The sequence below is a fragment of the Mycobacterium senriense genome (assembly GCF_019668465.1).
GTDB lineage: Bacteria > Actinomycetota > Actinomycetes > Mycobacteriales > Mycobacteriaceae > Mycobacterium > Mycobacterium senriense.
This window is the reverse complement of sequence record NZ_AP024828.1, coordinates 3,407,393-3,431,278: the sequence shown is the minus strand read 5'-3', so window position 1 is coordinate 3,431,278 and position 23,886 is coordinate 3,407,393. Positions and strand designations below refer to the sequence as shown.

At 67.0% G+C, this 23,886-nt stretch carries 20 protein-coding genes and 2 pseudogenes; 8 read left to right on the top strand and 14 right to left on the bottom strand.

The window, feature by feature from the left end:
- Nucleotides 1-9 precede the first annotated feature (9 nt).
- From MTY59_RS27980 to glgP, 8 genes and pseudogenes are all read right to left on the bottom strand, one after another.
- A pseudogene (locus MTY59_RS27980) lies at nucleotides 10-159 on the bottom strand (double zinc ribbon domain-containing protein); the annotation flags it as partial.
- A 4-nt stretch (nucleotides 160-163) separates the two neighbouring features.
- Nucleotides 164-1,030 carry a DegV family protein gene (locus tag MTY59_RS16485; RefSeq protein WP_221042097.1) on the bottom strand — a complete coding sequence of 289 codons (867 nt, stop codon included), beginning with the start codon at nucleotides 1,028-1,030 and terminating at the stop codon, nucleotides 164-166.
- Entirely contained in the window at nucleotides 1,023-1,925 is a 903-nt protein-coding gene (locus MTY59_RS16480; RefSeq protein ID WP_221042096.1) for a DegV family protein, read from the bottom strand. The genes MTY59_RS16485 and MTY59_RS16480 overlap by 8 nt, the downstream gene beginning before the upstream one ends.
- Nucleotides 1,918-2,799, bottom strand: a complete 882-nt coding sequence (locus MTY59_RS16475; RefSeq protein WP_221042095.1) for a DegV family protein — start codon at nucleotides 2,797-2,799, stop codon at nucleotides 1,918-1,920. The genes MTY59_RS16480 and MTY59_RS16475 overlap by 8 nt, the downstream gene beginning before the upstream one ends.
- Nucleotides 2,792-3,673: a DegV family protein gene (locus MTY59_RS16470; RefSeq protein ID WP_221042094.1), complete on the bottom strand. Its 882-nt coding sequence runs from the start codon at nucleotides 3,671-3,673 to the stop codon at nucleotides 2,792-2,794. The genes MTY59_RS16475 and MTY59_RS16470 overlap by 8 nt, the downstream gene beginning before the upstream one ends.
- Nucleotides 3,666-4,580 (bottom strand): DegV family protein, encoded by a 915-nt coding sequence (locus MTY59_RS16465; RefSeq protein WP_221042093.1) that lies wholly within the window; start codon nucleotides 4,578-4,580, stop codon nucleotides 3,666-3,668. Before MTY59_RS16465 ends, MTY59_RS16470 begins: the two co-directional genes overlap by 8 nt.
- Nucleotides 4,581-4,602: 22 nt before the next feature.
- Nucleotides 4,603-4,800: pseudogene (locus MTY59_RS16460) on the bottom strand (hypothetical protein); the annotation flags it as partial.
- A 396-nt stretch (nucleotides 4,801-5,196) separates the two neighbouring features.
- On the bottom strand, nucleotides 5,197-7,839 hold the full coding sequence (gene glgP, locus MTY59_RS16455) for an alpha-glucan family phosphorylase (protein ID WP_221042092.1): 2,643 nt from the start codon (nucleotides 7,837-7,839) through the stop codon (nucleotides 5,197-5,199).
- 227 nt (nucleotides 7,840-8,066) lie between these two features.
- Between glgP and MTY59_RS16450 the strand changes: the two genes are divergently transcribed.
- Nucleotides 8,067-10,160: an alpha-1,4-glucan--maltose-1-phosphate maltosyltransferase gene (locus MTY59_RS16450; protein WP_221042091.1), complete on the top strand. Its 2,094-nt coding sequence runs from the start codon at nucleotides 8,067-8,069 to the stop codon at nucleotides 10,158-10,160.
- 23 nt (nucleotides 10,161-10,183) lie between these two features.
- Nucleotides 10,184-12,379 (top strand): 1,4-alpha-glucan branching protein GlgB, encoded by a 2,196-nt coding sequence (gene glgB, locus MTY59_RS16445; RefSeq protein ID WP_221042090.1) that lies wholly within the window; start codon nucleotides 10,184-10,186, stop codon nucleotides 12,377-12,379.
- Nucleotides 12,380-12,386: 7 nt separating this feature from the next.
- Here glgB and MTY59_RS16440 read toward each other — a convergent pair whose 3' ends face one another.
- A complete protein-coding gene (locus MTY59_RS16440; RefSeq protein WP_221042089.1) occupies nucleotides 12,387-13,301 on the bottom strand; it encodes a thioredoxin family protein in 915 nt (304 codons plus the stop codon).
- A gap of 181 nt (nucleotides 13,302-13,482) precedes the next feature.
- On the bottom strand, nucleotides 13,483-14,664 hold the full coding sequence (locus tag MTY59_RS16435; protein ID WP_221042088.1) for an acetyl-CoA C-acetyltransferase: 1,182 nt from the start codon (nucleotides 14,662-14,664) through the stop codon (nucleotides 13,483-13,485).
- 78 nt (nucleotides 14,665-14,742) lie between these two features.
- Here MTY59_RS16435 and mce point away from each other — a divergent pair, with 78 nt between their 5' ends.
- Nucleotides 14,743-15,210, top strand: coding sequence for a methylmalonyl-CoA epimerase (gene mce, locus MTY59_RS16430; protein ID WP_221042087.1), 468 nt, complete (start codon nucleotides 14,743-14,745; stop codon nucleotides 15,208-15,210).
- A gap of 10 nt (nucleotides 15,211-15,220) precedes the next feature.
- Here the strand turns inward: mce and MTY59_RS16425 are convergent, their stop codons facing one another.
- Together MTY59_RS16425 and nucS are read right to left on the bottom strand one after the other, a co-directional pair.
- A complete protein-coding gene (locus MTY59_RS16425) occupies nucleotides 15,221-15,529 on the bottom strand; it encodes a hypothetical protein (RefSeq protein WP_221042086.1) in 309 nt (102 codons plus the stop codon).
- 23 nt (nucleotides 15,530-15,552) lie between these two features.
- Nucleotides 15,553-16,224, bottom strand: a complete 672-nt coding sequence (nucS, locus tag MTY59_RS16420; RefSeq protein ID WP_221042085.1) for an endonuclease NucS — start codon at nucleotides 16,222-16,224, stop codon at nucleotides 15,553-15,555.
- A 45-nt stretch (nucleotides 16,225-16,269) separates the two neighbouring features.
- On the opposite strand from nucS, the gene MTY59_RS16415 reads away from it, so the two are divergent.
- Nucleotides 16,270-17,892 (top strand): adenylate/guanylate cyclase domain-containing protein, encoded by a 1,623-nt coding sequence (locus MTY59_RS16415; protein WP_221042084.1) that lies wholly within the window; start codon nucleotides 16,270-16,272, stop codon nucleotides 17,890-17,892.
- Between the two features lie 59 nt (nucleotides 17,893-17,951).
- On the top strand, nucleotides 17,952-18,323 hold the full coding sequence (locus MTY59_RS16410) for a hypothetical protein (RefSeq protein ID WP_221042083.1): 372 nt from the start codon (nucleotides 17,952-17,954) through the stop codon (nucleotides 18,321-18,323).
- A gap of 25 nt (nucleotides 18,324-18,348) precedes the next feature.
- Here the strand turns inward: MTY59_RS16410 and MTY59_RS16405 are convergent, their stop codons facing one another.
- Nucleotides 18,349-19,584 (bottom strand): MFS transporter, encoded by a 1,236-nt coding sequence (locus MTY59_RS16405; RefSeq protein WP_250160578.1) that lies wholly within the window; start codon nucleotides 19,582-19,584, stop codon nucleotides 18,349-18,351.
- 90 nt (nucleotides 19,585-19,674) lie between these two features.
- Between MTY59_RS16405 and MTY59_RS16400 the strand changes: the two genes are divergently transcribed.
- A complete protein-coding gene (locus MTY59_RS16400; RefSeq protein WP_221042082.1) occupies nucleotides 19,675-20,589 on the top strand; it encodes a LysR family transcriptional regulator in 915 nt (304 codons plus the stop codon).
- 17 nt (nucleotides 20,590-20,606) lie between these two features.
- Here the strand turns inward: MTY59_RS16400 and MTY59_RS16395 are convergent, their stop codons facing one another.
- On the bottom strand, nucleotides 20,607-21,680 hold the full coding sequence (locus MTY59_RS16395; protein WP_221042081.1) for a GGDEF domain-containing protein: 1,074 nt from the start codon (nucleotides 21,678-21,680) through the stop codon (nucleotides 20,607-20,609).
- Nucleotides 21,681-21,908: 228 nt separating this feature from the next.
- On the opposite strand from MTY59_RS16395, the gene MTY59_RS16390 reads away from it, so the two are divergent.
- Complete coding sequence (locus MTY59_RS16390; protein WP_221042080.1) at nucleotides 21,909-23,396, top strand: DNA-3-methyladenine glycosylase 2 family protein; 1,488 nt, start codon at nucleotides 21,909-21,911, stop codon at nucleotides 23,394-23,396.
- Nucleotides 23,393-23,884: a methylated-DNA--[protein]-cysteine S-methyltransferase gene (locus MTY59_RS16385; protein ID WP_221042079.1), complete on the top strand. Its 492-nt coding sequence runs from the start codon at nucleotides 23,393-23,395 to the stop codon at nucleotides 23,882-23,884. Before MTY59_RS16390 ends, MTY59_RS16385 begins: the two co-directional genes overlap by 4 nt.
- Nucleotides 23,885-23,886 lie beyond the last annotated feature (2 nt).

Here is a 23,886-nt window from a genome sequence, read left to right as displayed (position 1 = left end):
GCACTCGTCGCAGAAGCGCTGTGAGCCCGGTTGGCGCGCGCCACAGCCGGGGCACGCGACCTCGACCACAATCGGGGCACCACAGCTGTTGCAGAACTTCGCCTGAGGCCGGTTCCCAGCCCCGCACTTACTGCATTCGACACTCGCGGCGGTACTCATCCGGTTACCTCAAAGCCGCCCCTGGAAGTCCGCCGACCACCAGCGTGCCCGGTCCGATGTGCGTTGCGACTACCGGTCCGACGTCCGTGACGAATTCCGGCTCGGTGCCGAGCAGTTCGGCGAGACGTTCGGCCAGCTGTTTCGCATCATCGTGCGCATACGCCTGTTGCAGGAACCACCGGTCGGCGCCCGCCGCGCGGTGCTGGCGCATCAGTTCGATCAGCCGCTCGATCCCGCGCCTACGCGTGCGCACGCGCTCGCCGGCCTTGAGCTCTGATTCGATCGTCAGGATCGGTTTGAGGTCGAGCGCCGATCCGACCCATGCGGCCACAGCGCCCACCCTGTTGCTTCGGCGGAGGTACTCGAGCGTGTCCACCAGAGCCCAGCCTTTAATCTCTTGGCGCGCTTGACGTACGCGCTCGATGACGCCCTGCGGGTCGGCTCCGCACAACGCGGCGCGCGCGGCCGCCATCGCCTGGAGCCCCAAGTGTCCACCGAAGCCGGCCGAGTCGATCACCGTGATCCGCTCGTCACCGCCCGCAGCTTCCAACTGGGCAGCCGCCTGTCGGGCCATGGAGCAAGTGTCGGAAACGCCCGAGGAGATCAGGACCGCAACGACTGCAGTGTGCTGCTGCAGCAACCGTTCAAAGACCACCGCGAAATCCTCGACAGTTGGCGGCGAAGTCGTCGCGACGGTCTTCGACGCGTCCAGTGCGGCGTAGAACCGTGCGAAATCACCGTCGAAGTCCAACTCGCGCAGCGGGCCGCCACCGACGTCGTAATACTGTGAGACAACCGTGATTTCGAACTTGTCGACGAGCGCACGCGGCAGGTAGCCGGTGCTGTCGGTAACCACCGCGACATCAGCCATACGCACCCTCCAACGCCGTGCCGGGAAGACCGCCGACCGTCACCATGCCCGGACCGGTATGAGTTGCGAGTACCGGCCCGACCTCGGAGATGAACTCCGGCTCAGTGCCGAACAGCCCGGCGAGACGCTCTGCCAGCCGGCGGGCGTCCTCGTGCGCATAGGCGTGTTGGACGAACCATCGATCGGCACCCACCGCGCGGCGCTGTCGCATCAGCTCAACCAACCGCTCGACCCCGCGCTTGAACGTGCGCACGCGCTCGACGGCCTTCATCTCTGACTCGATCATCAAGATCGGCTTGAGGTCGAGGGCAGAGCCGATCCATGCGGCCGCGGTACCGACCCGGCCGCCGCGTCGCAGATACTCGAGCGTGTCGACAAGCACCCATTGCCTGACCTCCTGGCGCGCCCGGCGCGCTGCCGCGGCCACCGCCGGGGCGTCACAGCCCGCGGCGGCCGCCCGCGCCGCCGCCAGTGCCTGAACACCCAGGTGCCCGGCCGTGCCGGCCGAGTCGACCACCGTCACCCGATCGCTGTCCACTTCTGCGGCCGCCTGCTGACCAAACGAGAAGGTCGGGGACAGGTTCGTGCCGAGCAGGACCGCGACGACGGCGCTGTGCTGATGCAACAGCCGTTCGTAGGCCGCGACGAAATCCTCGACGGTGGGCGGCGACGTGGTCGCCACACTCTTCGACGCGTCCAGTTCGGCAAAGAACCGTGCCCAATCGCCGTCGAAGTCCGACTCGCGCTCCCCCCGGCCAGGCAACTCGTGACCGCCGGTGGGCGACTCGGCACCAGTGATGTCGTAATACAGCGACACCACCGTGATGTCCAAGCTCTCGACGAGCGCCCGCGGCAGCGAGCAGGTGCTATCGGTAACCACTGCGACGTCAGCCATATGTACCCTCTAGCGCCGTGCCGGAAAGACCTCCGTCCGACAACAACCCCGGACCGACTTGCCTTGCGCATACCGGTCCGAGCTCTGAGATGAACTCCGGCTCGATGCCGAACAGCTCGGCGAGACGCTCGGCCAGCCGCTTCGCGTCCTCGTGCGCATCCGTGTGTTGGACGAACCATCGATCGGCGCCCACCGCGCGGCGCTGCCGCATCAGCTCGACCAACCGCTCGATTGCCCGCCTGCGCGTGCGCACGCGTTCGACAGCCGTGAACTCCGACCCGACCATCAAGATCGGCTTGAGGTCGAGCGCCGATCCTATCCATGCGGCCGCGCCACCGATCCGGCCGCTGCGCCTCAGATACTCAAGCGTGTCGAGGACGAACCACTGCATGACCTCCTGGCGCGCCCGGCGCGCCGCCGCGGTCACCCCCGAGGCGTCTTCCCCCGCAGCGGCCGCCCGCGCGGCCGCTACTGCCTGAACACCCATGTGGCCAGCCGTGCCGGCCGAGTCGATCACCGCCACCCGGTCGCCACCGCGGCCCTCGGACCCCAGCCGTGCGGCTGCCTGCCGAGCGATGGAGCAGGTCTCGGAAAAGTGAGAGGAGAGCAGTACCGCGACTACGGCGCTCTCCTGCTGCAGCAGCCGACCAAAGACCCCCACGAAATCCTCGACGGTAGGCGGCGACGTCGTCGCGACGCTCTTCGATGCGTCCAGTTGCGCATAGAACCGTCTGAAGTCACCATCGAACTCGGACTCGAGCACCCAGCCGCCACCGACGTCGTAATACAGCGGCAACACCGTGATGCCCAGGCTGTCGACGAGCGCATCCGGCAGACAGGCTGTGCTGTCGGTAACTACTGCGACGTCAGCCATACGTACCCCCCAACGCCGTGCCGGAAAGACCTCCGGCCACCAGCGTCCCCGGACCGGTGTGCGTTGCGAGTACCGGGCTGAGCTCCGAGATGAACTCCGGCTCTGTGCCCAAGATTTCGGCGAGGCGCTCGGCCAACCTCTTGGCGTCTTCGAGCGCATCCGCGTGCTGGATGAACCATCGATCGGCGCCCACCCCGCGCCGCTGTCGCATCAACTCGATCAACCGCTCGATGGCGCGCTTGCGCGTGCGCACGCGTTCGACGGCCCTGAACTGTGATTCGATCATCAATATCGGCTTGAGGTCGAGCGCTGATCCGAGCCATGCGGCGGCGCCGCCGATCCGCCCGCCGCGGCGCAGATATTCAAGCGTGTCGAGAACGACCCACTGCCGGACTTCCTGGCGTGCCCGGCGCGTCGCCGCGGTGACCCCGGTCGCGTCTTCCCCCGCGGCGGCCGCCCGCGCGCCCGCGATCGCCTGAAGACCCAATTGGCCGGCCGCACCGGCCGAGTCGATCACCACCACCCGCTCGCCACCGCGGCCCTCAGATTCCAGCCGTGCGGCTGCCTGTCGAGTCATCGAGCAAGTCTCCGAAAGACCCGAGGAGATCAGGACCGCGACGACGGCGCTGTGCTGCTGCAGCAGCCGCTCAAAGACGGCGACGAAATCCTCGACGCTCGGGGGCGACGTCTTCGCAACGCTTTTCGATGCGTCGAGTTCGGCAAAGAATCTGCCGAAATCCCCATCGAACTCCGACTCGCGCAGCCAACCGCCGCCGAGGTCGTAATAGAGCGAAACCAGCGTGATGTCCAGGCTGTCCGCGAGCGCAGGCGGCAGCGAGGCCGTGCTGTCGGTAACCACCGCAACGTCAGCCATACACACCGCCCAACGCTGCTCCCGGAAGACCACCGGCCGACACCGTCCCCGGACCGGTGTGTGTTGCGATTACGGGTCCGACCTCGGAGATGAACAACGGCTCGGTGCCGAAGAGTTCGGCGAGACGCTCGGCCAGCCGCTTCGCGTCCTCGTGCGCATAGGTGTGGGTGACGAACCACCTGTCGGCGCCTACCGCGCGGCGCTGTCGCATCAGCTCGACCAACCGCTCGATAGCACGCCTGCGGGTGCGCACGCGTTCAACGGCCTTGAGTTCCGATTCGATCATCAAGATCGGCTTGAGATCGAGCGCCGATCCGAGCCATGCGGCGGCTCCGCCAATCCGGCCGCCGCGCCTCAGATACTCAAGCGTGTCGACAACGAACCACTGCCTGACCTCCTGGCGCGCCCGGCGCACCGCCGCGATGACCCCCGAGGTGTCTTCCCCCGCAGCGGCCGCCCGCGCGCCCGCCAGCGCCTGCACACCCAGGTGGCCGGCCACGCCGGCCGAGTCGATCACCACCACCCGCTCACCACGGCCCTCAGAGTTCAGCCGTGCGGCTGCTTCGCGAGCCATCGAGCAGGTCGGATTAAGGCTCGAGGAGATCAGCACCGAGACGACAGCGCTGTGCTGCTGCAACAGCCGTTCATAGGCCACAACAAAATCCTCGATGGTGGGCGGCGACGTCGTCGCGACGGTCTTCGACGCGTCCAGTTCCGCAAAGAACCCTTCGAAATCACCGTCGAACTCCGACTCCCGCAGCCCGCGGCCAGGCAGCTCGTGTCCACCCTCGGGCGAGGCGCCACCACCAACGTCGAAATACTGCGACAACACCGTGATGTCGAAGCTCTCGATGAGCGCATTCGGTAGGCAGCAAGTGCTGTCGGTAACCACCGCAACGTCAGCCACCGACCACCTCCATGATCCGCGGCACCCACGACAGGCTGCTGATGTCGCTGCTGTGGAAGTACCGCTGGATGGCCGGGAAGGCGATGTTGACGATCGTGGAGTCGAGGAATGCGAGAAAGGCGCCGAAAGCCGCGACCAGCAGCACCGCCGTCGGGGAGGGTTGTCGGCGTCGAGTGAGCGGGGCGGGGGGCCGGCCCGTCCGGAGACGTCTGCGGCCCAAGCCGGTGTCTGGATCGACGACTCTGCCGGCTCGGCCATCCCCATTCGTCGTCGCGCGCTCGACTGCGCGCCTCGGGGGAGTCCGGGCTGTGACAGCAATTCTGTGCGTCATGGCGCACCTTCACTGTGAGGCTGTTGCGACTCTGACCGCGTCGCAATTGTCGCTCAACCGCCCGTGGTGGGTTCGAAAACCTACTAATTACTGTTGTGAAAATTACCAACCGGCGCCCGATCCGCGGCTGAGCACGGCAACGGTCCGGCCGGCACCACTAGATACCTCACGTTGCCCTCAAAGCCGTCGAACAGAGCGGCCGCGGCTTGCCGCGAAAGCTATTGCGCGCGAGTCCAATACATTAGGTTGACAGCGCTTCATCCGCTTTGGATCGTTGTCGAGCACTTAGGCCAGCGTGACCAGGCCGAGCTCATTGCTGGCCGCCAGCATCGGGTTGTGCGGCAGCACGCGCACGGTGTAGCCGACCGATCCCGCCAGCGGCAGCGGGGTCGTCGTCGAGAAGACCTGGTTGCCGCCCTCGGCGGTGCCGGTGTAGGACATCTCGACGGTGATCGGCTCCAGCAGCGCATCGCTGGAGTCGACGCGGCCCACCACCGCCTGAACGGTGACCTCGTCGGGCGCCAGGCCGGCCAGCTGCACGGTCGCGGTCAGGGTCAGCTTGGAGCCGAGCACGGGGCTGTCTGGCAGGCCGGTGCTGTCCACGTCGGTGATGACGATCTTGGGCCAGGCCTGCTGGGCGCGCCGGCGGTAGGCGGCCAGCTCACGGGCCGCGCCGAACTCGCCGGCGCCCGCCGCGTCGTCGGCGGGTGCGATCGTCTTGCGCAGCGACTGCGCGGCGGGCGTGTAGTACTGCTCGACGTAGTCGCGCACCATGCGTGACGCCAACACTTTGGGACCCAGCGTCTGCACCGTGTGGCGCACCATTTCGATCCAGCGCGGCGGCACGCCGTGTTCGTCGCGTTCGTAGAACTTCGGCGCCACGGCCTCTTCCAGCAGGGTGTAGAGCCCGCTGGACTCCAGGTCGTCGCGCCGGTGCTCGTCGGCCAGGCCGTCGGCAGACGGTATCTCCCAACCGTTTTCGCCGTCGTACCATTCGTCCCACCAGCCGTCGCGGATGGACAGGTTCAGCCCGCCGTTGAGTGCACTCTTCATTCCCGAAGTGCCGCAAGCCTCCAACGGTCGCAGCGGGTTGTTCAGCCAGACGTCGCAGCCCCAGTACAGCAGCCGCGCCATGGACATGTCGTAGTCGGGCAGGAACGCGATGCGGTGGCGCACTTCGGGCCGGTCGGCAAAACGCACCACCTGCTGGATCAGCGCCTTGCCCCCGTCGTCGGCCGGGTGCGACTTGCCGGCGACGATCAACTGGATCGGCCGTTCCGAGTCGAGCAGCAGCTGTTCCAGCCGATCCGGATCACGCAGCATCAGCGTCAGGCGCTTGTAGGTCGGCACCCGCCGAGCGAACCCGATGGTCAGCACCTCTGGATCGAATGCCGTTGCGATCCAACCCAATTCGGCGTCCGAGGCGCCCCGTTCCAGCCAGGAGCGGCGTAGCCGCCGCCGGACGTCGTCCACGAGCAGGGACCTCAGCTGCGAGCGGATCCACCACAGGTGGCCCGCGTCGACCTGCTTGAGGCGCAGCCAAACCCCCGGATCGCTGAACGAATCCGACCCGGCCAGCTCACGACCCAGCTGCAGCCATTGCGGGGCCGCCCACGTGCGCGCGTGAACTCCGTTGGTAATCGAGCCGATCGGCACCTCATTCGCGTCGAAGCCGGGCCACAGTTCGTTGAACATCGACCGGCTGACCCGGCCGTGCAGCGACGACACACCGTTGGCCCGCTGGGCGAGCCGCAGCCCCATGTGCGCCATGTTGAACTTGGTGGGGTCGTCCTCGGCGCCGAGGGCCAGGATGCGGGCCGTCGGCACCCCCGGCAGCAACACGGGCGTGCCATCGGATGTCGCGGCCTTCTCGCCGGGCCCCGTCTGATCGCCGGCGTGGTCGTCGAAATACAGCCGCACCATCTCGATGGGAAACCGGTCGATGCCGGCCGGCACCGGGGTGTGGGTGGTGAACACCGTGCTGGAGCGCACCACGGTCAGCGCCGTGTCGAAGTCCAATCCCGGACCGGTCATCAGCTCGCGGATGCGTTCCGCTCCGAGGAAACCCGCGTGGCCCTCGTTCATGTGGAACACCTCGGGTGCGGGCAGGCCGTGGATGTCGGTGAAAGCACGGATCGCCCTTATCCCGCCGATGCCGGCCAGGATTTCCTGCCTCATCCGGTGTTCCTGGTCGCCCCCGTACAGGCGGTCAGTGACGCCACGCAGATCGTGCTCGTTCTCCGGGACGTCGGAATCCAGCAACAACAGCGGAACCCGGCCCACCTGCGCGACCCAGATCCGGGCGTGCAGCTGCGCGGAGTCGGGCAGCATCAACTCGACCAGGGCGGGCTCGCCGGTCGCATCGGTCAACAGCCGCAACGGCAGACCCTGCGGGTCCAGCGACGGGTAGGTCTCGTTCTGCCAGCCATCGGCGGTAAGTGACTGACGGAAGTAGCCCGACCGGTAGTAGAGCCCCACCGCCACCAGCGGCACGCCCAGATCCGATGCGGACTTCAGGTGGTCGCCGGCCAGGATTCCCAAGCCACCGGAGTAGTTGGGCAACACTTCGGCGATGCCGAACTCCATCGAGAAGTAGGCGATCGCGGCCGGCATTTCGGCGCCCTGCTCCTGCCTCTGCTGGTACCACAACGGGCGGCTCAGGTAATCGTTCAGATCGGCGGTCAGCGTGTCGAGCCGGTCCAGGAAGGCCTCATCCATCGCCAGCTCGTCGAGCCGCGCCGGTTTCACCGCGCCCAGCAACGCCACCGGATCGCTGCCGCACCGTTCCCAGAGCTCGGGGTCGATGGTCGCGAAAAGCTCCTGGGTGGGTTCGTCCCACGACCAACGCAGGTTGGTCGACAGCTGGTCCAGCGCGGTCAGACGCTCCGGAAGGTGAGCACGGACGGTAAACCGGCGGAGGGCTTTCACGCGTTCCTACCTTACTGAGGTTCCCGGCCCGCGCACTGCGGCGGGACGGGCCGCATTTCTCCGGCGGTGTGTGACCGAAGACTAGGGTGGGTATCGGGTAGTTATCGGGGTCGCAATGATGCCTCCCCGCACAGAAAGTTTCCCCACGACAGGAAGTTTCCCGACGAGCGGGATTCCGCACGGAGCACACCGCGGGATCGACCGCACACAATCGGAACGGAGTGGTGGTGCCCGGTCGTGTCGAGATCGATGACGTCCAGCCGGTCGTATCCTGTGGCGCGTATCCCGCGAAAGCCGTAGTCGGCGAAGTTGTGCCGGTCAGTGCCGCGGTATGGCGGGAAGGCCACGAGGCGGTCGCGGCGACGCTAGTCGTGCGCTACCTCGGGCCCGGCTATCCGCAGCCGACCGAGACCCGCCGCGTCAAGGCGGTTCAGGCCCCGGCAAAGCCGGTGACCGAACGCGACGGCAAGGTGGACCAGCAACGGATCAAACCGATGCAGTTGCCGATGACGATGGGCCTGGAGCCCTACGTTTTCCACGGTCAGTTCACCCCCGATCAGGTCGGGTTGTGGACATTCCGGGTCGACGGCTGGGGCGACCCGATCCATTCGTGGCGCCATGGGGTGGTCGCCAAACTGGACGCCGGCCAGGGCGAGACCGAGCTGTCCAACGATCTTCTGGTCGGTGCGGGGCTCTTCGAGCGCGCGGCGACGGGCGTGCCGCGCGCACTGCGCGAACCGCTGCTGGCCGCCGCCACCGCGTTGCGCGAGCCCGGCGACCCGGTCACCCGGACCGCACTGGCACTGAGCCCGGAGATTGAGGAAATCCTGGCCGACTACCCGTTGCGCGACCTGGTCACCCGGGGTGAGCAGTACGGCGTCTGGGTGGACCGGCCACTGGCCCGGTTCGGCTCCTGGTACGAGATGTTTCCCCGCTCGACCGGCGGATGGGACGCCGAGGGCAACCCCGTGCACGGCACCTTCGCGACGGCCGCCGCCCAGCTTCCGCGCATCGCGGCAATGGGATTCGACGTCGTGTACCTGCCGCCGATCCACCCGATCGGCAAGGTACATCGCAAGGGCCGCAACAACTCCCCCACCGCCGCCCCCGGAGATGTGGGGTCCCCCTGGGCGATCGGCAGCGACGAGGGCGGCCATGACGCCATCCACCCGCAACTGGGCACCATCGACGACTTCGACGCCTTCGTCGCGGCGACGCGCGAGCTGGGCATGGAGGTGGCGCTGGACCTGGCACTGCAGTGCGCGCCGGACCATCCATGGGCGCGCGACCATCGCAACTGGTTCACCGAATTGCCCGACGGCACCATCGCTTACGCGGAAAACCCGCCGAAGAAATACCAGGACATCTATCCAATCAATTTCGACAACGACCCGGCCGGCCTCTACGACGAGGTGCTTCGGGTGGTCCGGCACTGGATGGACCACGGCGTCAAGTTCTTTCGCGTCGACAATCCGCATACCAAGCCGCCGGATTTCTGGGCCTGGCTGATCGCTCAGGTGAAGGCCATCGACCCCGACGTGCTGTTCTTGTCCGAGGCGTTCACGCCGCCGGCCCGGCAGTACGGGCTGGCCAAACTCGGCTTCACCCAGTCCTACAGCTACTTCACCTGGCGCACCGCGAAGTGGGAGCTGACCGAGTTCGGCAACGACATCGCCAAGCTGGCCGACTTCCGCCGGCCCAACCTGTTCGTCAACACCCCCGACATCCTGCACGCGATCCTGCAGCACAACGGCCCCGGAATGTTCGCCATCCGCGCGGTGCTGGCGGCAACCATGGGGCCGGCGTGGGGCGTGTATTCGGGCTACGAACTGTTCGAGCACCGCGCGGTGCGGGAGGGCAGCGAGGAGTACCTGGACTCGGAGAAGTACGAGCTGCGGCCCCGCGATTTCGCGGGTGCGCTCGCCGAAGGCCGTTCGCTCGAGCCATTCATCACGCAGCTCAACGCAATTCGCCGGCTGCATCCCGCGCTGGAGCAGCTGCGAACCATACATTTCCACGCCATCGACAACGATGCACTGATGGCCTACAGCAAGTTCGACCCGGCGACCGGCGATTGCGTGCTGGTGGTGGTGACGCTCAACGCGTTCGGCGCTGAGGAGGCGACGCTGTTTTTAGATATGGCCGCTTTGGGTATGGAGCCATACGAGCGCTTTTGGGTGCGTGACGAGATCACCGGCCAGGAATTCCAATGGGGCCAGGCCAATTACGTCCGGCTCGACCCCGGGCGGGCGGTCGCGCACATCATCAATATGCCACTCATACCGCATGAATCACGAATGACACTGCTCCGCAGGCAATGAAACGGACCGGAGGTGAAAGGGACATGAGCCAAGCCGGCCAACTCGCTCGGACACACTTGGCGCCCGATCCGGCCGACCTGTCGCGCCTGATCGCTGGCACCCACCACAACCCGCACAGCATTCTGGGCGCCCACGAATACGGCGATCACACCGTCATTCGGGCGTACCGACCACACGCGGCCGAAGTCGTCGCGCTGGTCGGTGACGACAGCTTCCCGATGCAGCACATCGATTCCGGCCTCTTCGCCGTCGTGTTGCCGTTCGCCAATCTGATCGATTACCGGCTGCAGATCACCTACGAGGGCGCCGAGCCGTACGTCGTCGCCGACGCATACCGCTTCCTGCCGACGCTGGGTGAGGTCGACCTGCACCTGTTCGGGGAGGGCCGCCACGAGCGGCTCTGGGAAGTCCTTGGCGCACACCCCCGCTCGTTCACCACGGCCGACGGTGTGGTCGCCGGCGTGTCGTTCGCGGTGTGGGCGCCAAACGCCAAGGGCATCAACCTGATCGGTGAGTTCAACGGCTGGACCGGTAGCGAAGCCCCGATGCGGGCCCTGGGCTCATCGGGTGTCTGGGAGCTGTTCTGGCCCGGCTTCCCCCTCGACGGGCTGTACAAGTTCCGCGTGCATGGCGCCGACGACGTCGTGACCGAGCGGGCCGACCCGATGGCGTTCGCCACCGAGGTGCCGCCGCACACCGCGTCGCGGGTCACGCTCAGCACGTACACCTGGGAAGACGCCGACTGGATGACCGAACGCGCGCAGCGCAACCCGGTGTTCGAGCCGATGAGCACCTATGAGGTTCACCTGGGTTCCTGGCGTCCCGGGCTCAACTATCGGCAGTTGGCCCGTGAACTGACTGATTATGTGGTGGAACACGGCTTCACCCACGTCGAGCTGCTGCCGGTCGCCGAGCACCCCTTCGCCGGCTCGTGGGGCTACCAGGTGACGTCGTACTACGCGCCGACGTCCCGGTTCGGCACGCCGGACGAGTTCCGCGCCCTGGTCGACGCCTTGCACCAGGCCGGCATCGGCGTGCTGGTGGACTGGGTTCCGGCGCACTTCCCCAAGGACGCCTGGGCGCTGGCCCGCTTCGACGGCACCCCGCTCTACGAGCATTCCGACCCGCAGCGCGGCGAGCAACTCGACTGGGGTACCTATGTTTTCGACTTCGGTCGCCGTGAGGTGCGTAACTTTTTAGTGGCCAACGCCCTGTTCTGGCTCGAAGAATTCCACATCGACGGCCTACGGGTCGACGCGGTTGCCTCGATGCTCTACCTGGATTACTCGCGCCCCGAAGGTGGCTGGACCCCCAACATCTACGGCGGCCGGGAGAACCTGGAGGCTGTGCAGTTCCTGCAGGAGATGAACGCGACGGTGCACAAGACCGCCCCGGGAATCGTCACAATCGCCGAAGAGTCGACCTCGTGGCCCGGGGTGACGCGGCCGACCAACCTTGGCGGCCTGGGCTTTTCGATGAAGTGGAACATGGGCTGGATGCACGACACGCTTGACTACATCAGCCGCGATCCGATCTACCGCAGCTTTCACCACCACGAGATGACGTTCTCGATGCTCTACGCGTTCAGCGAGAACTACGTGCTGCCGATCAGCCATGACGAGGTGGTGCACGGCAAGGGCACGCTGTGGGGCCGGATGCCGGGCAACAATCATGTCAAGGCGGCCGGGCTGCGCAGCCTGCTCGCCTACCAGTGGGCGCACCCGGGCAAGCAATTGCTGTTCATGGGACAGGAATTCGGGCAGCGCGCGGAGTGGTCCGAGGAACGCGGGCTGGATTGGTGGCAGCTCGACGAGCAGGGGTTCTCCAACGGGGTCCTGCGCTTGGTCCGCGACATCAACGACATCTATCGCAGCCATCCGGCGCTATGGAGCCAGGACACCGTCCCCGACGGCTACTCCTGGATCGACGCCAACGACTCGGGCAATAACGTGTTGAGCTTCCTGCGCTACGGCAAGGACGGCTCGGTGATGGCGTGCGTGTTCAACTTCGCCGGCGCCGAGCACGGCGGATACCGACTCGGTCTGCCATCGGCCGGCCGCTGGCGCGAGGTGCTCAACACCGACGCGACCTCCTACAACGGTTCGGGGATCGGCAACATGGGCGGGGTGGATGCCACCGAGGACCCGTGGCACGGCCGGCCGGCATCGGCGATGCTGGTGCTGCCGCCCACGTCGGCGCTGTGGCTCGAGCCCGAGTAACGCCGGGTCAGTACAGCGCGTTGGCGAGGTTGCGCCGTCCGGCGACGACCTCGGGATCGGCCGGATCGAAAAGTTCGAAGAGCTCGACCAGCCGGGTGCGCACCAAAGTGCGGTCGTCCCCGGATGTGCTGCGCACCAAGGCAATCAGGCGATCGAAGGCGGCGCCGACATCCTGATTGAGAATCTGCACGTCGGCCGCCGCCAAGCCGGCTTGGATGTCACCGGGCGCGGCGTCGGCGACGGCGACGGCATCCGGGCGTTGCGCGGTTGCGCGCGTGAGGAATTCGATCTGGCGAATCGCGCCCTTGGCTTCCGCGTTGGCAGGGTTGGCGTCCAGGATCGACTGGTACGACGCCTTGGCCGCCTCGAAGTCGCCGTCTTCCAGCTGTCGGCGGGCCGCGGCCAGCACGGGATCGACCTCCTCGGGCTCGCCGGAACCCGTTGCACCCTTGAGCTTTCCGGCCGTCGCCGAGAGGATCTGATCCAACCAGCCGCGCAACTGCTCGGCCGGCTGCATCCCCTGGAAACTCGATATCGGCTGACCGGCGGCCAGCGCCACCACGGTCGGGACCGCGTCGACACGGAAGATCTGCGCGACCCTGGGTGCGACATCGACGTTGACCGTCGTCAACGACCACTTGCCGTTGTCCTGGGCGGCCAGGCCGGCGAACGTGTCGAGCAACTGGACACACGCGTCGCTACGCGGTGACCACAACAGCACGACGACGGGCACTTCCTCGGACCGCAACAGCACCTCGGCCTCGAAGTTGGCCTCGGTGACCGCGATGATTCCGGCGTCACCCTCGGCCGCCGACGGCGCGGGCCCTCCGGAAGGGCCCGCGGGCTGGGGCCGCTGCTTGAGAGCGGAGAGATCGACCGCACCAGCCAGGGCGGGGCCGATAGAAGGTCGCGGACGTGTCACGCCGTCAAGTTTGTCATGCGGATGGGCTACCCATCCACCCGGTCGCGGCGGCACTCAGACGGCGACTCCACCCGGCGAAAAAGCGCACCGAAAAAGGGCCGTGATCGGCAAATATGACGAAGATCACAATTCGCTATCGGCGCGTCGCGCCAGCAACGTCGGCGACGGCCCCGAAGGGTGGCTAACCCGCGCGCAGGATCAGGGCGTCGCCCTGTCCGCCGGCCCCGCACAGCGCCGCCACGGCGTACCCGGAGCCGCGTCGTGACAACTCCAGCGCGGCATGCAGCGTGATCCGCGCCCCGGACATCCCGATGGGGTGCCCGACGGCGATCGCGCCGCCGTTGACGTTGACCAGGTCGGGGTTCACGCCCAATTCGCGGGTCGACGCCAGGGCCACCGCGGAAAACGCCTCGTTGATCTCGATGACGTCGAGCTGGTCGACGGAGATGCCCTCACGGCCGAGCGCCTTCTTGATCGCGTTCGCCGGCTGCGACTGCAGGGTGGAGTCCGGTCCGGCCACCACGCCGTGCGCGCCGATCTCGGCCAGCCAGCTCAGCCCCATCTCCTGGGCCTTGGCCTTGCTCATCACCACGACGGCGGCCGCGCCATCGGAGATCTGGGAGGCCGAACCGGCGGTGATGGTGCCGTCGCGGCGGAATGCCGGCTTGAGGCCGGCCAGCGACTCGGCGGTGGTGTTGGCCCGGATGCCCTCGTCCTCGGTGAACTGCAGCGGATCACCTTTGCGCTGCGGGATGTTGACCGGCACCACTTCGTCGGTGAAAACGCCGTCCTTCCAGGCCGCGGCCGCCTTCTGGTGGGACCGGGCAGCGAACTCGTCCTGCTCTTGCCTGGTGAATTTGTCGACATCGTTGCGCTGCTCGGTGAGCGCGCCCATCGGCTGGTCGGTGAACACGTCGTGCAGGCCGTCGTAGGCCATGTGGTCCAGCACGGTCACGTCGCCGTACTTGTAGCCCGAGCGGCTGTCCATCAGCAGGTGCGGCGCCTTGGTCATGGACTCCTGGCCGCCGGCCACCACCACGTCGAACTCCCCGGCGCGAATGAGCTGGTCAGCCAGCGCGATGGAGTCAATGCCGGACAGACACATCTTGTTGATGGTCAGCGCCGGAACATCCCAGCCGATGCCGGCCGCGACGGCCGCCTGACGCGCCGGCATCTGGCCGGCCCCGGCGGTCAGCACCTGGCCCATGATCACGTAGTCGACCGCGGCGGCGGGCACATTGGCCTTTTCCAGCGCCGCCGCGATCGCGATGGCCCCCAGGTCGCTGGCCGAAAAGTCCTTCAGCGAACCCATCAACTTGCCGATGGGGGTCCGTGCTCCAGCAACGATCACCGACGTCGTCATGACAATCTCCTAACCCTGCGCCGACGGCCGGTTCGGCCTCCCGGGGAAGCGCAATCTTTGCCGCCAGGTTACCGTTATGTGATGACGACCGATCAAGTTGACGCCCGTCAGATCCTGGCCACCTCACTGGTGACGGCGATCGATCACGTCGGCATCGCAGTCGCCGACCTGGACGCCGCCATCGCCTGGTACCACGACACCCTCGGCATGATCCTGGTGCACGAGGAAGTCAACGAGGAGCAGGGAATCCGCGAAGCCATGCTGGCCGTGCGCGGCGCTCCGGCGGGCACCGCACAGATCCAGTTGATGGCCCCGATCGACGAGTCCTCGACGATCGCGAAGTTCCTCGACAAGCGCGGTCCGGGCATCCAGCAGATGGCCGTTCGGGTGAGTGACCTCGACACCTTGGTCGGGCAGCTTCGCGAGCAGGGCGTGCGCCTGATCTACGACGCGCCCCGTCGCGGCACGGCAAACTCCCGGATCAACTTCATCCACCCCAAGGACGGCGGCGGAGTTCTGATCGAACTCGTCGAACCGGCCGCCTGAGACCGGTAATTCACGACCACTTCCTGGTTGGACCGCGAGTAGCGCGGTGCGCCCAGCACGGCGTGTGCCAGTGCCTGCGGTCCTCGATCTGACCGCGGCCTGACGCGAGCGTCGAATCGATCGGCCACACCACCAGATGTGCCGAGCCGGAACGAATTTCGTGGTCGCAGCCGGGGCACCGATAGGTCTTGGCCGCGCGGGCCGCCGGGACGGGACGGACTTCATACTCGTGACCATCGGGCCCGAGCTCCACCCGGCGCAGTGCCGGCGGCGGCGCCAACGGCCGCCGCCGGCGTGGCGGGATACGGCGCCGAGCCATGCGATCAGTTTAGTGGCGCAGCGTCAGAACAGCCGGTATTCGTCGCTGTCCATCCCGCGCATCTTGTCGTAATCCAATGTCAGACAACGGATCCCGCGATCGATAGCCAGCGTGCGGGCCTGCGGTTTGATCTGTTGCGCGGCGAACACACCTTTCACCGGCGCGAGCACGGTGTCGCGGTTGAGCAGCTCCAGGTACCGGGTGAGCTGTTCGACGCCGTCGATCTCGCCGCGGCGCTTGATCTCCACCGCCACCGAACCACCTCGTTCGTCACGGCAGAGCAGGTCGACGGGCCCGATGGCGGTCATGTACTCGCGGCGAACCAGTGTGTATCCCTCACCCAGCAGCTGCACGTGCTCGGCGAGCAGTGCCTGCAGGTGCGCCTCGACGCCGTCCTTGACCAGCCCGGGATCGACGCCGAGCTCGTGGCTGGAGTCGTGTTCGATCTCCTCGACGGTGATGCGCAGCTGTTCGCCGGCCTTGTTCTCGACCACCCACACCGGGGACTCATCACCGGGCTCCTCGGTCAGCCAGCACGGCGGGCTCATCCAGTTCAGCGGCTTGTAAGCGCGGTCGTCGGCATGCACACTGACCGATCCATCGGCCTTGATCAGCAGCAACCTGCGGGCGGAGGGCAGGTGCGCGGTGAGCCTGCCGACATAGTCAACGGTGCATTGAGCGATCACTAGACGCACCCGATTCACCTTAGAGCGTGGCCGACAAATTAGGCTGACGCCACCATGTCGGCCCACCAGTCCGTGGCACAGCGAATAGGCCGGGTGCTCGAGCGGATCACCCGTCAGAGCGGCCGTCTGCCGGCGACGCCGGCGTACGGCTCCCTGCTGCTCGGCCGGGTATCGGAAAGCCAGGGCCGGCGCCGGATACGCATCCAGATCATCATGACCGTTCTGGTCCTGGGGGCGAACCTGATCGGGATCGCCGCCGGGCTGATCCTGGTAATCGTCGCCATCCCGGTACCAAGCATCTTCGACGACGCGCCGGCGTGGCTCACCTTCGGGGTTTCACCGGCCTACATCGTCCTGGCGCTGACGGTGGGCACCTTTTGGATCACCCGCAGGACCGTCCTGGCGTTGCGCTGGGCGATCGAGGAGCGCACCCCGACTGCCGAGGATGAACGCAACACGTTCATCGCCCCGTGGCGAATCGCGGTGGTCGACCTCGTCTTGTGGGGAACCGGAGCGGTGCTTTATTCCGTCCTCTACGGCCTGGTCAACACGATGTTCATCCCCCGTTTCCTGGTCGGGGTGAGCTTCTGCGGCGTTCTAGTGGCCACCGGCAGTTATCTGCTCGCCGAGTTCGCGCTGCGTCCGGTGGCGGCTCAGGCGCTCGAGGCGGGTCCGCCGCCGCGGCGGCTGGCGTCGGGGATCATGGGCCGAACGATGACGGTGTGGTTTCTCGGTTCGGGCGTTCCCGTCATCGGCATCGCGCTCCTGGCGCTGTTCGAGATATGGCTGAACAATCTCACCGAGACCCAGTTCGCGGTCGGTGTGCTGATCGTGTCGTCGGCGGCGCTGATTTTCGGCTGCACCCTGATGTGGATCCTGGCCTGGCTGACCGCGACGCCGGTGCGAGTCGTGCGGGCGGCGCTGCAGCGAGTCGAGAGGGGCGACCTGCGCGGCGATTTGGTGGTATTCGACGGCACCGAACTCGGCGAGCTGCAGCGCGGTTTCAACGCCATGGTCGACGGCCTGCGGGAGCGCGAACGGGTGCGCGATCTTTTCGGCCGCCATGTCGGCCGCGAGGTGGCTCTGGCGGCCGAACGCGAGATGCCGAAGCTGGGCGGCGAGGAACGCCATGTGGCCGTCGTCTTCATCGACATCGTCGGGTCCACGCAGTTGGTGACCAACAAGCCCCCGGCCGAAGTCGTCAAAGTGCTCAACCAGTTCTTCGCCATCGTCGTCGAGGAAGTGGACCGCCACCGCGGACTGGTCAACAAGTTCGAAGGCGATGCGTCCCTGGCCATCTTCGGTGCGCCGAACCATCTCGATTCTCCGGAGGACGAGGCGCTGGCCGCCGCCCGCTGCATTACCGACCGACTGGCCAATGAAATGTCCGAGCTCTCGGCCGGCATCGGTGTGGCGGCGGGTCAAGCCGTCGCCGGAAACGTCGGCGCCAGGGAACGTTTCGAGTACACGGTGATCGGTGAACCGGTCAACGAGGCGGCACGACTGTGCGAGCTGGCCAAGTCGTACCCGAGCCGAATGCTCGCAACGGCCGACGCGATCGAGCGTGCAAGTGAAAACGAGCGGGCGCGTTGGTCTTTGGGCGACACCGTGACCCTGCGCGGGCACGAGCGTCCCACCCGGCTGGCGTCACCGGTCGACGCGCTGGCCGATGATTGATCTCGAGCCGAAATGGGTACAGCGACAAAGAACTTGACCCCTCAGAGATTGGCTTTGACATGACCGGTAGTGGAACTGCCCGCCGTGTTTCGCTCGCCGCAGGAGTCGCCGCGGCGATTGCCCTGAGTTCGTTGTCCGCGGGATGCTCGAGCAACAACAACAAGAGCCCCAGTACCTCAACCGTCACCACCACCGTCACGACGCCGGCGAGCGTCACGACCACAGCGCCGGCGGCACCGGCACCCGGCGGTCCGGGCGGCGGACCCGCCGTAGGACCGGGCGGCGCCACCACCGCCGGTCCGGGCGGATCCGGCGCCGGCGCCGGACCCGGTGGGGCCAGCGCGGGCGTGCCGGGTGCCGGTGCCTCCGCCGGGCCGGGCGGCGCGGGTGCGTGCGCCGGCGGTGTGTGCGTCGGGACGCCTCCCGGCTGATTCCGGGGCTAGCGCAGCGGGTGGGTCACTGAGCCGCGGCCATCGACCCGGCGACGCTATCGTCGCGGGATCCGTTCTCCCGCACCAATAGTGCGACGAGCAGCAAGCCGGCCACCAGCAGCCCGCCCGCAAACCACACCGTCGCCGGCCAGCCGCCAACGCCATAGACGAGGCCGCCCATAGCACCGCCCACCGACCCGCCTAGGTAGTAACTGAACAGGTACAGCGCGGACGCCTCGGCGCGGTCCCGGTGCGCGACCGCGCCCACCCAGCCGCTGGCAACGGTGTGCGCGGCGAAGAATCCACCGGTGAACACGCCGACACCGATCACGATCAGGACCAGTGCATCCGGGACGGTGAGCAGCAGGCCGGTCACGGTGATCGGCAACGCAGTGCCAAGCACGAGCCAGCGTCCCCGGCGGTCTGCGAGCCGCCCCGCCACGACCGACGTCCAGGTGCCCACGAGGTACAGCACAAACAGCAGGCCGACGACCGAGGATGCCAGTCCGAAGGGGTGGTCGGTCAGTCGGTATTCCAGGTAGTTGTAAACCGTGACGAATCCCCCCATCAGCACCGAACCCAACGCAAACAGCTTCAGCAACAAGGGGTTTCGCACATGCGCGGCAAGGTTGCGCGCCGTGTCACGCAGGCTCGCCGCCTTCGGGGTGAAGAATTGCGACCCGGGCACCAGAAGGGCGAATACGGCCGTGCCGACCAATGTCGTGGCTGAGCACGCCAGCAGCGCGACCCGCCAATTGCTGACGTCGACGACCAGCGACGGCACGATCCGCCCGGCCAGCCCTCCCACCGTGGTCCCGGCGACGTAGCGGCCCATCGCCGAACCGAGCGAGGAGGCGTGCACCTCTTCGGCGAGGAAAGCCATGGCGACCGCGGGTATGCCCGCGAGGGCGACGCCGTGCAGCGCGCGTCCCGCGAGCAGCACGCCGAGGGTGGGGCTCAACGGCAGCAGCATCCCGATGACGCTGGACGCTATCCCCGAGGCGAGCATCACGGTGATGCGCCCGTACCGCTCGGACAGCACACTCGCCGGAATGATCGACAGCGCCAACATCCCCGTCGTCAGCGAGACGGTCAACGACGCGGTGGCGGGGGTGATTCGGTAACTCCCCGACAAAGCCGGCAGCAGGGCCTGCGTGCAGTACATCGCGGCGAAACTGGCCAGACCGGCGCCGTACAGCGCTGCTGTCACTCGCCGGTATCCCTTGGTTCCCGCTTGATGCGCGACGACGGCCTGAGGCATAGCAATGATGCTTCGGGCCCCGCCGTCTGAAAGGAAATGAATTATTTCCCGGTCTATGATGCATCAAACACATAAGCAGAGGTGGCGGGATTGGCCCACGGCGATTACGAGTGGTTCATCACACTCGCGGAGCTGCAGCACGTCACGTCGGCAGCCGAGCAACTTCATGTCGCACAGCCGACGCTGACCCGGATGCTGGCGCGCCTCGAACAGCAAGTGGGGGTGCCGCTGTTCGATCGCCGCGGCAGAAGGCTGGCCCTTAACACCTACGGCCGGATCTTCTACGAGCACGCGCGGCGGGCCCAGTTGGAGCTCGATTCAGCCAGGCGCGCGATCGATGATTTGACGAATCCGGCCGTCAGCGAGATCCGGTTGGCCTTCCTGAGTTCGTTTGGGGCAACCGTGGTGCCGCGTTTAATCGCCAGATTCGGGGAATCGTCGCCGCGAGTGACTTTCACCCTCGAGGAGGGGGCCGCTGAATTGATCGGCGATCGCGTGGAGTCCGGCGTCGTCGACATCGGAGTGGTGTCACCACGGCCGCGTAAACGAAGTCTGGCCTGGCGCAGCCTGTTTCGCCAACGACTTGGTGTCGCCGTCCCGGATGCTCACCGGTTTTCAGGCGTTGCGGCGGTGTCCGTGATCGATCTGGCTGACGAGCCCTTCGTGACCATGCACCTCGAATTCGGCATGCGTCGATTGCTCGACGAGCTTTGTGCTGCAGCGCAATTTCGGCCCCGGACCGGCTTGGAAGCGCCGAATCTCACGACGGTCGCGGGCCTGGTCGCCGCCGGGCTGGGCATCAGCCTGGTGCCGATCGACGGCAGCGAGTATGCGCCGGGAGTTCGTGTGCTGCGGCTGGCCGACGCCGACGCCTACCGCGATGTAGGCATGATTTGGAATTCCAGTCGACCGTTGTCTCGCTCGGCACGTGACTTCATCGCGGCCGCCGCGGCCGTAGAGCACCACGAGATGCGGCCGCGGACAATCCCGTCCGCAGACGGCTAGAACGCGACGTATCGGCCTCAGACCGCGATCTGGTGATGGCGGGTCTGGTTACCCCCACAACGCTTGGCTTCGTACATCGCGGTGTCGGCGTGCGCGACCAACTGGTGAAACGCGTGCTCGGCATATTCCGAGATGACGCTGCCCAGCGCCAGGGTGGCGATTCCGACGCTGGCGGTCACGGCCGCGTTCACCGCGGCCACGGCGTCACAGAGCTGTCGGCCCCAGCACGGCAGCTGTTCGGACGTCACGATATCGGCGACCAGGAATTCCTCTCCGCCGACGCGACCGACGACGGAGGTCTCGCCGCATGCGGTGGACAGCGTGCCCGCCACCGCGATGAGCGCCTCGTCGCCGGCGGCGTGCCCGCGGGTGTCGTTGAGCTCTTTGAAGCGGTCCAGATCAACCATGGCCACCGCCAGGTGCATGTGATGGGCGCCGGCCAGCATCCGGCCGACGATCGCCCGGTCGCAGGCCCTCCGATTCAGCAGCCCGGTCAGCGGGTCGCGGTTGGCGCGCATGAGGTCGAGCCACAGTGCCCGCACCACAACCTGGATGGCAAGCGGGACGACCACGTTGAGCTCCAGCACCAGGAAGTAACCGCTGAAGGCCAGCACCGCCTGTCCGGTAGCGGCCAGGCGCACCGCTTGCCAGGCCGCGATCGCGCAGGCGGTACAGAAGTTCAGCGCCATGAGCCTGGACGTGTGGAAGAACGCGATGTAGCCACCAGTCACCGCCATCGCCGAACATGCCATCAACCCGATGAGCGGCTGGGGCTGCCACAGGCAACCGCCGCCGATGGATACGGCGCCGGTCATGATGTAGAAAACGGACTGGCGCCGGGTGGGCCACCCGCTCGACCACAGCGCCGCCATGCCCAGTCCCAGGATGGCGGCCACGACCGAAACCGTCAGCGCCACCCGCGGATACATCGGGACGGGTCCGTACAACACGTTGACTGGCACCAGCACCAGCGAGGCCGCCACCACGGCCAGAATCCTGCGGGTGGGGGTGCTGAGCCCGTGGGCCTGCAAATAGCCTGTCAGCCAGTCGAAATGGTCGTCTTGGCCCCACCAAGTCGCCAGCCACGTCATTCGTTCGCCTTTCCCGAACTCGCTCACCCCGTCGAGTCACCCACACCAGCAGAGTCAGTGAGCCGGATCACAGTTAATACCATTGAGCCCGGCAAAGATCTCGAATCGACGAGAATTTTGCGCCGGAGAGCGAGCCACCCACCTCCGATTCCTCGCCCTCAGGCCCATCCCACCACGATGTCGCTTTTCCGCCAGTTTTGTCGGTGGGCGGGTGTAAGTCTGGGAACCGTGCACGACGACTTCGAACGCTGCTACCGCGCCGTCCAGTCTAAGGACGCGCGGTTCGACGGCTGGTTCGTCACCGCGGTGATGACCACCCGCATCTACTGCCGGCCCAGTTGCCCGGTGCGGCCACCGTTCGCCCGTAACGTCCGGTTTTACCCGACGGCGGCCGCCGCTCAGCGGGCCGGCTTTCGGGCCTGTAAGCGGTGCCGCCCCGACGCGTCCCCTGGATCCCCGGAATGGAATGTGCGCGGTGACGTCGTGGCGCGAACGATGCGCCTGATCGCCGACGGGACCGTGGAACGTGAAGGCGTCGGTGGCCTGGCCGCCCGCCTCGGTTACACGACGCGGCAGCTGGAGCGGCTGTTGCAGGCCGAAGTCGGGGCCGGCCCACTCGCACTGGCCCGCGCGCAACGCGCACAGACCGCCCGGGTGTTGATCGAGACGACGGATCTGCCATTCGGCGACGTCGCATTCGCGGCCGGCTTTTCCAGCATCCGCCAGTTCAACGACACCGTTCGCTCGGTGTTCGAAAACACACCGAGCGCGCTGCGCCAACGCGCGGCGCTACGTTCCGCATCGGCCCCGAATTCGCCTGGCACCGTGTGTCTTCGACTCCCGGTGCGCACGCCGTTCGCCTATGCCGGCGTCTTCGGTCACCTGGCGGCGGGCACCGTGCCCGGTTGCGAGGAGGTCCGCAACGGCGCGTACCGGCGCAGTCTGCGACTCCCGTTCGGCAACGCGATCGTCAGCCTGACGCCCGCTGTCGATCACGTCCGGTGCGTCCTCGTGCTCGACGACTTCCGTGATCTGACTACGGCTACCGCGCGCTGCCGTCGGCTGCTGGACCTCGATGCCGATCCGGAAGCGGTGGACGAGACGCTGGGCGGGGACGCGGAGTTCAGCGCCGTCGTAGCCAAGGCGCCGGGACAGCGGATTCCCCGCACCGTCGACGAAGCCGAACTCGCGGTGCGCGCGGTCCTCGGCCAGCAGGTGTCCACCAAGGCAGCGAGCACCCACGCCGGCCGCCTGGTCGCCGCCTACGGGCGGCCGATCAACGATCCCGAGGGAACCCTGACGCACACCTTCCCGTCCGTTGAGCAGCTCGCGGACATCGACCCCATGCATTTGGCGGTGCCCAAGTCCCGGCAACGAACGCTGAACGCTCTGGTCGCCGGCCTGGCCGACGGCAGTGTCGTGCTCAGCGCCGGCTGCGACTGGGAAAGCGCCCGAACGCAATTACTCGCCCTGCCCGGCGTGGGCCCCTGGACCGCGGAGGTGATCGCAATGCGCGGCCTCGGCGATCCCGACGCGTTCCCCGCCAGCGATCTGGGCCTGAGGCTGGCCGCCGAACAGCTGGGCTTCCCGTCCGACGAGCGCTCGCTCGTCGCGCGCAGTGCGCGGTGGCGACCCTGGCGTTCCTACGCCACCCAATACCTTTGGACCACGCTCGAGCATCCGGTAAACCATTGGCCGCCACAGGAGGTCGCATGACCGAGTACCGCACCATCGACAGCCCGATCGGGCTGCTGACCCTGGCCGGTCACGGCTCGGTGCTGACGAATCTTCGAATGGTCGACCAGACCTACGAACCGAGCCGCACCGGATGGTCGCCGAACCCGCGGGCGTTCGGCGAGGCCGTCGAACAACTCGGCGCGTATTTCGCCGGCGAGCTCACGGATTTCGATGTCGAACTCGACCTGCGAGGCAGCGAATTTCAGCGCCGAGTATGGCGGGCGCTGCTGACCATTCCGTACGGCGAAACCCGCTCCTACGGCGAAATCGCCGAGCAGATCGCAGCGCCGGGCGCCGCCCGCGCCGTCGGGTTGGCCAACGGCCACAACCCGATCGCGATCGTCGTTCCCTGCCATCGGGTCATCGGGGCCAACGGAAGTCTCACCGGCTTCGGCGGTGGGCTCGGCCGAAAGCGCACATTGCTCGAATTGGAAAAGCAACGGGAGAATTTGACACTATTCGATTAATT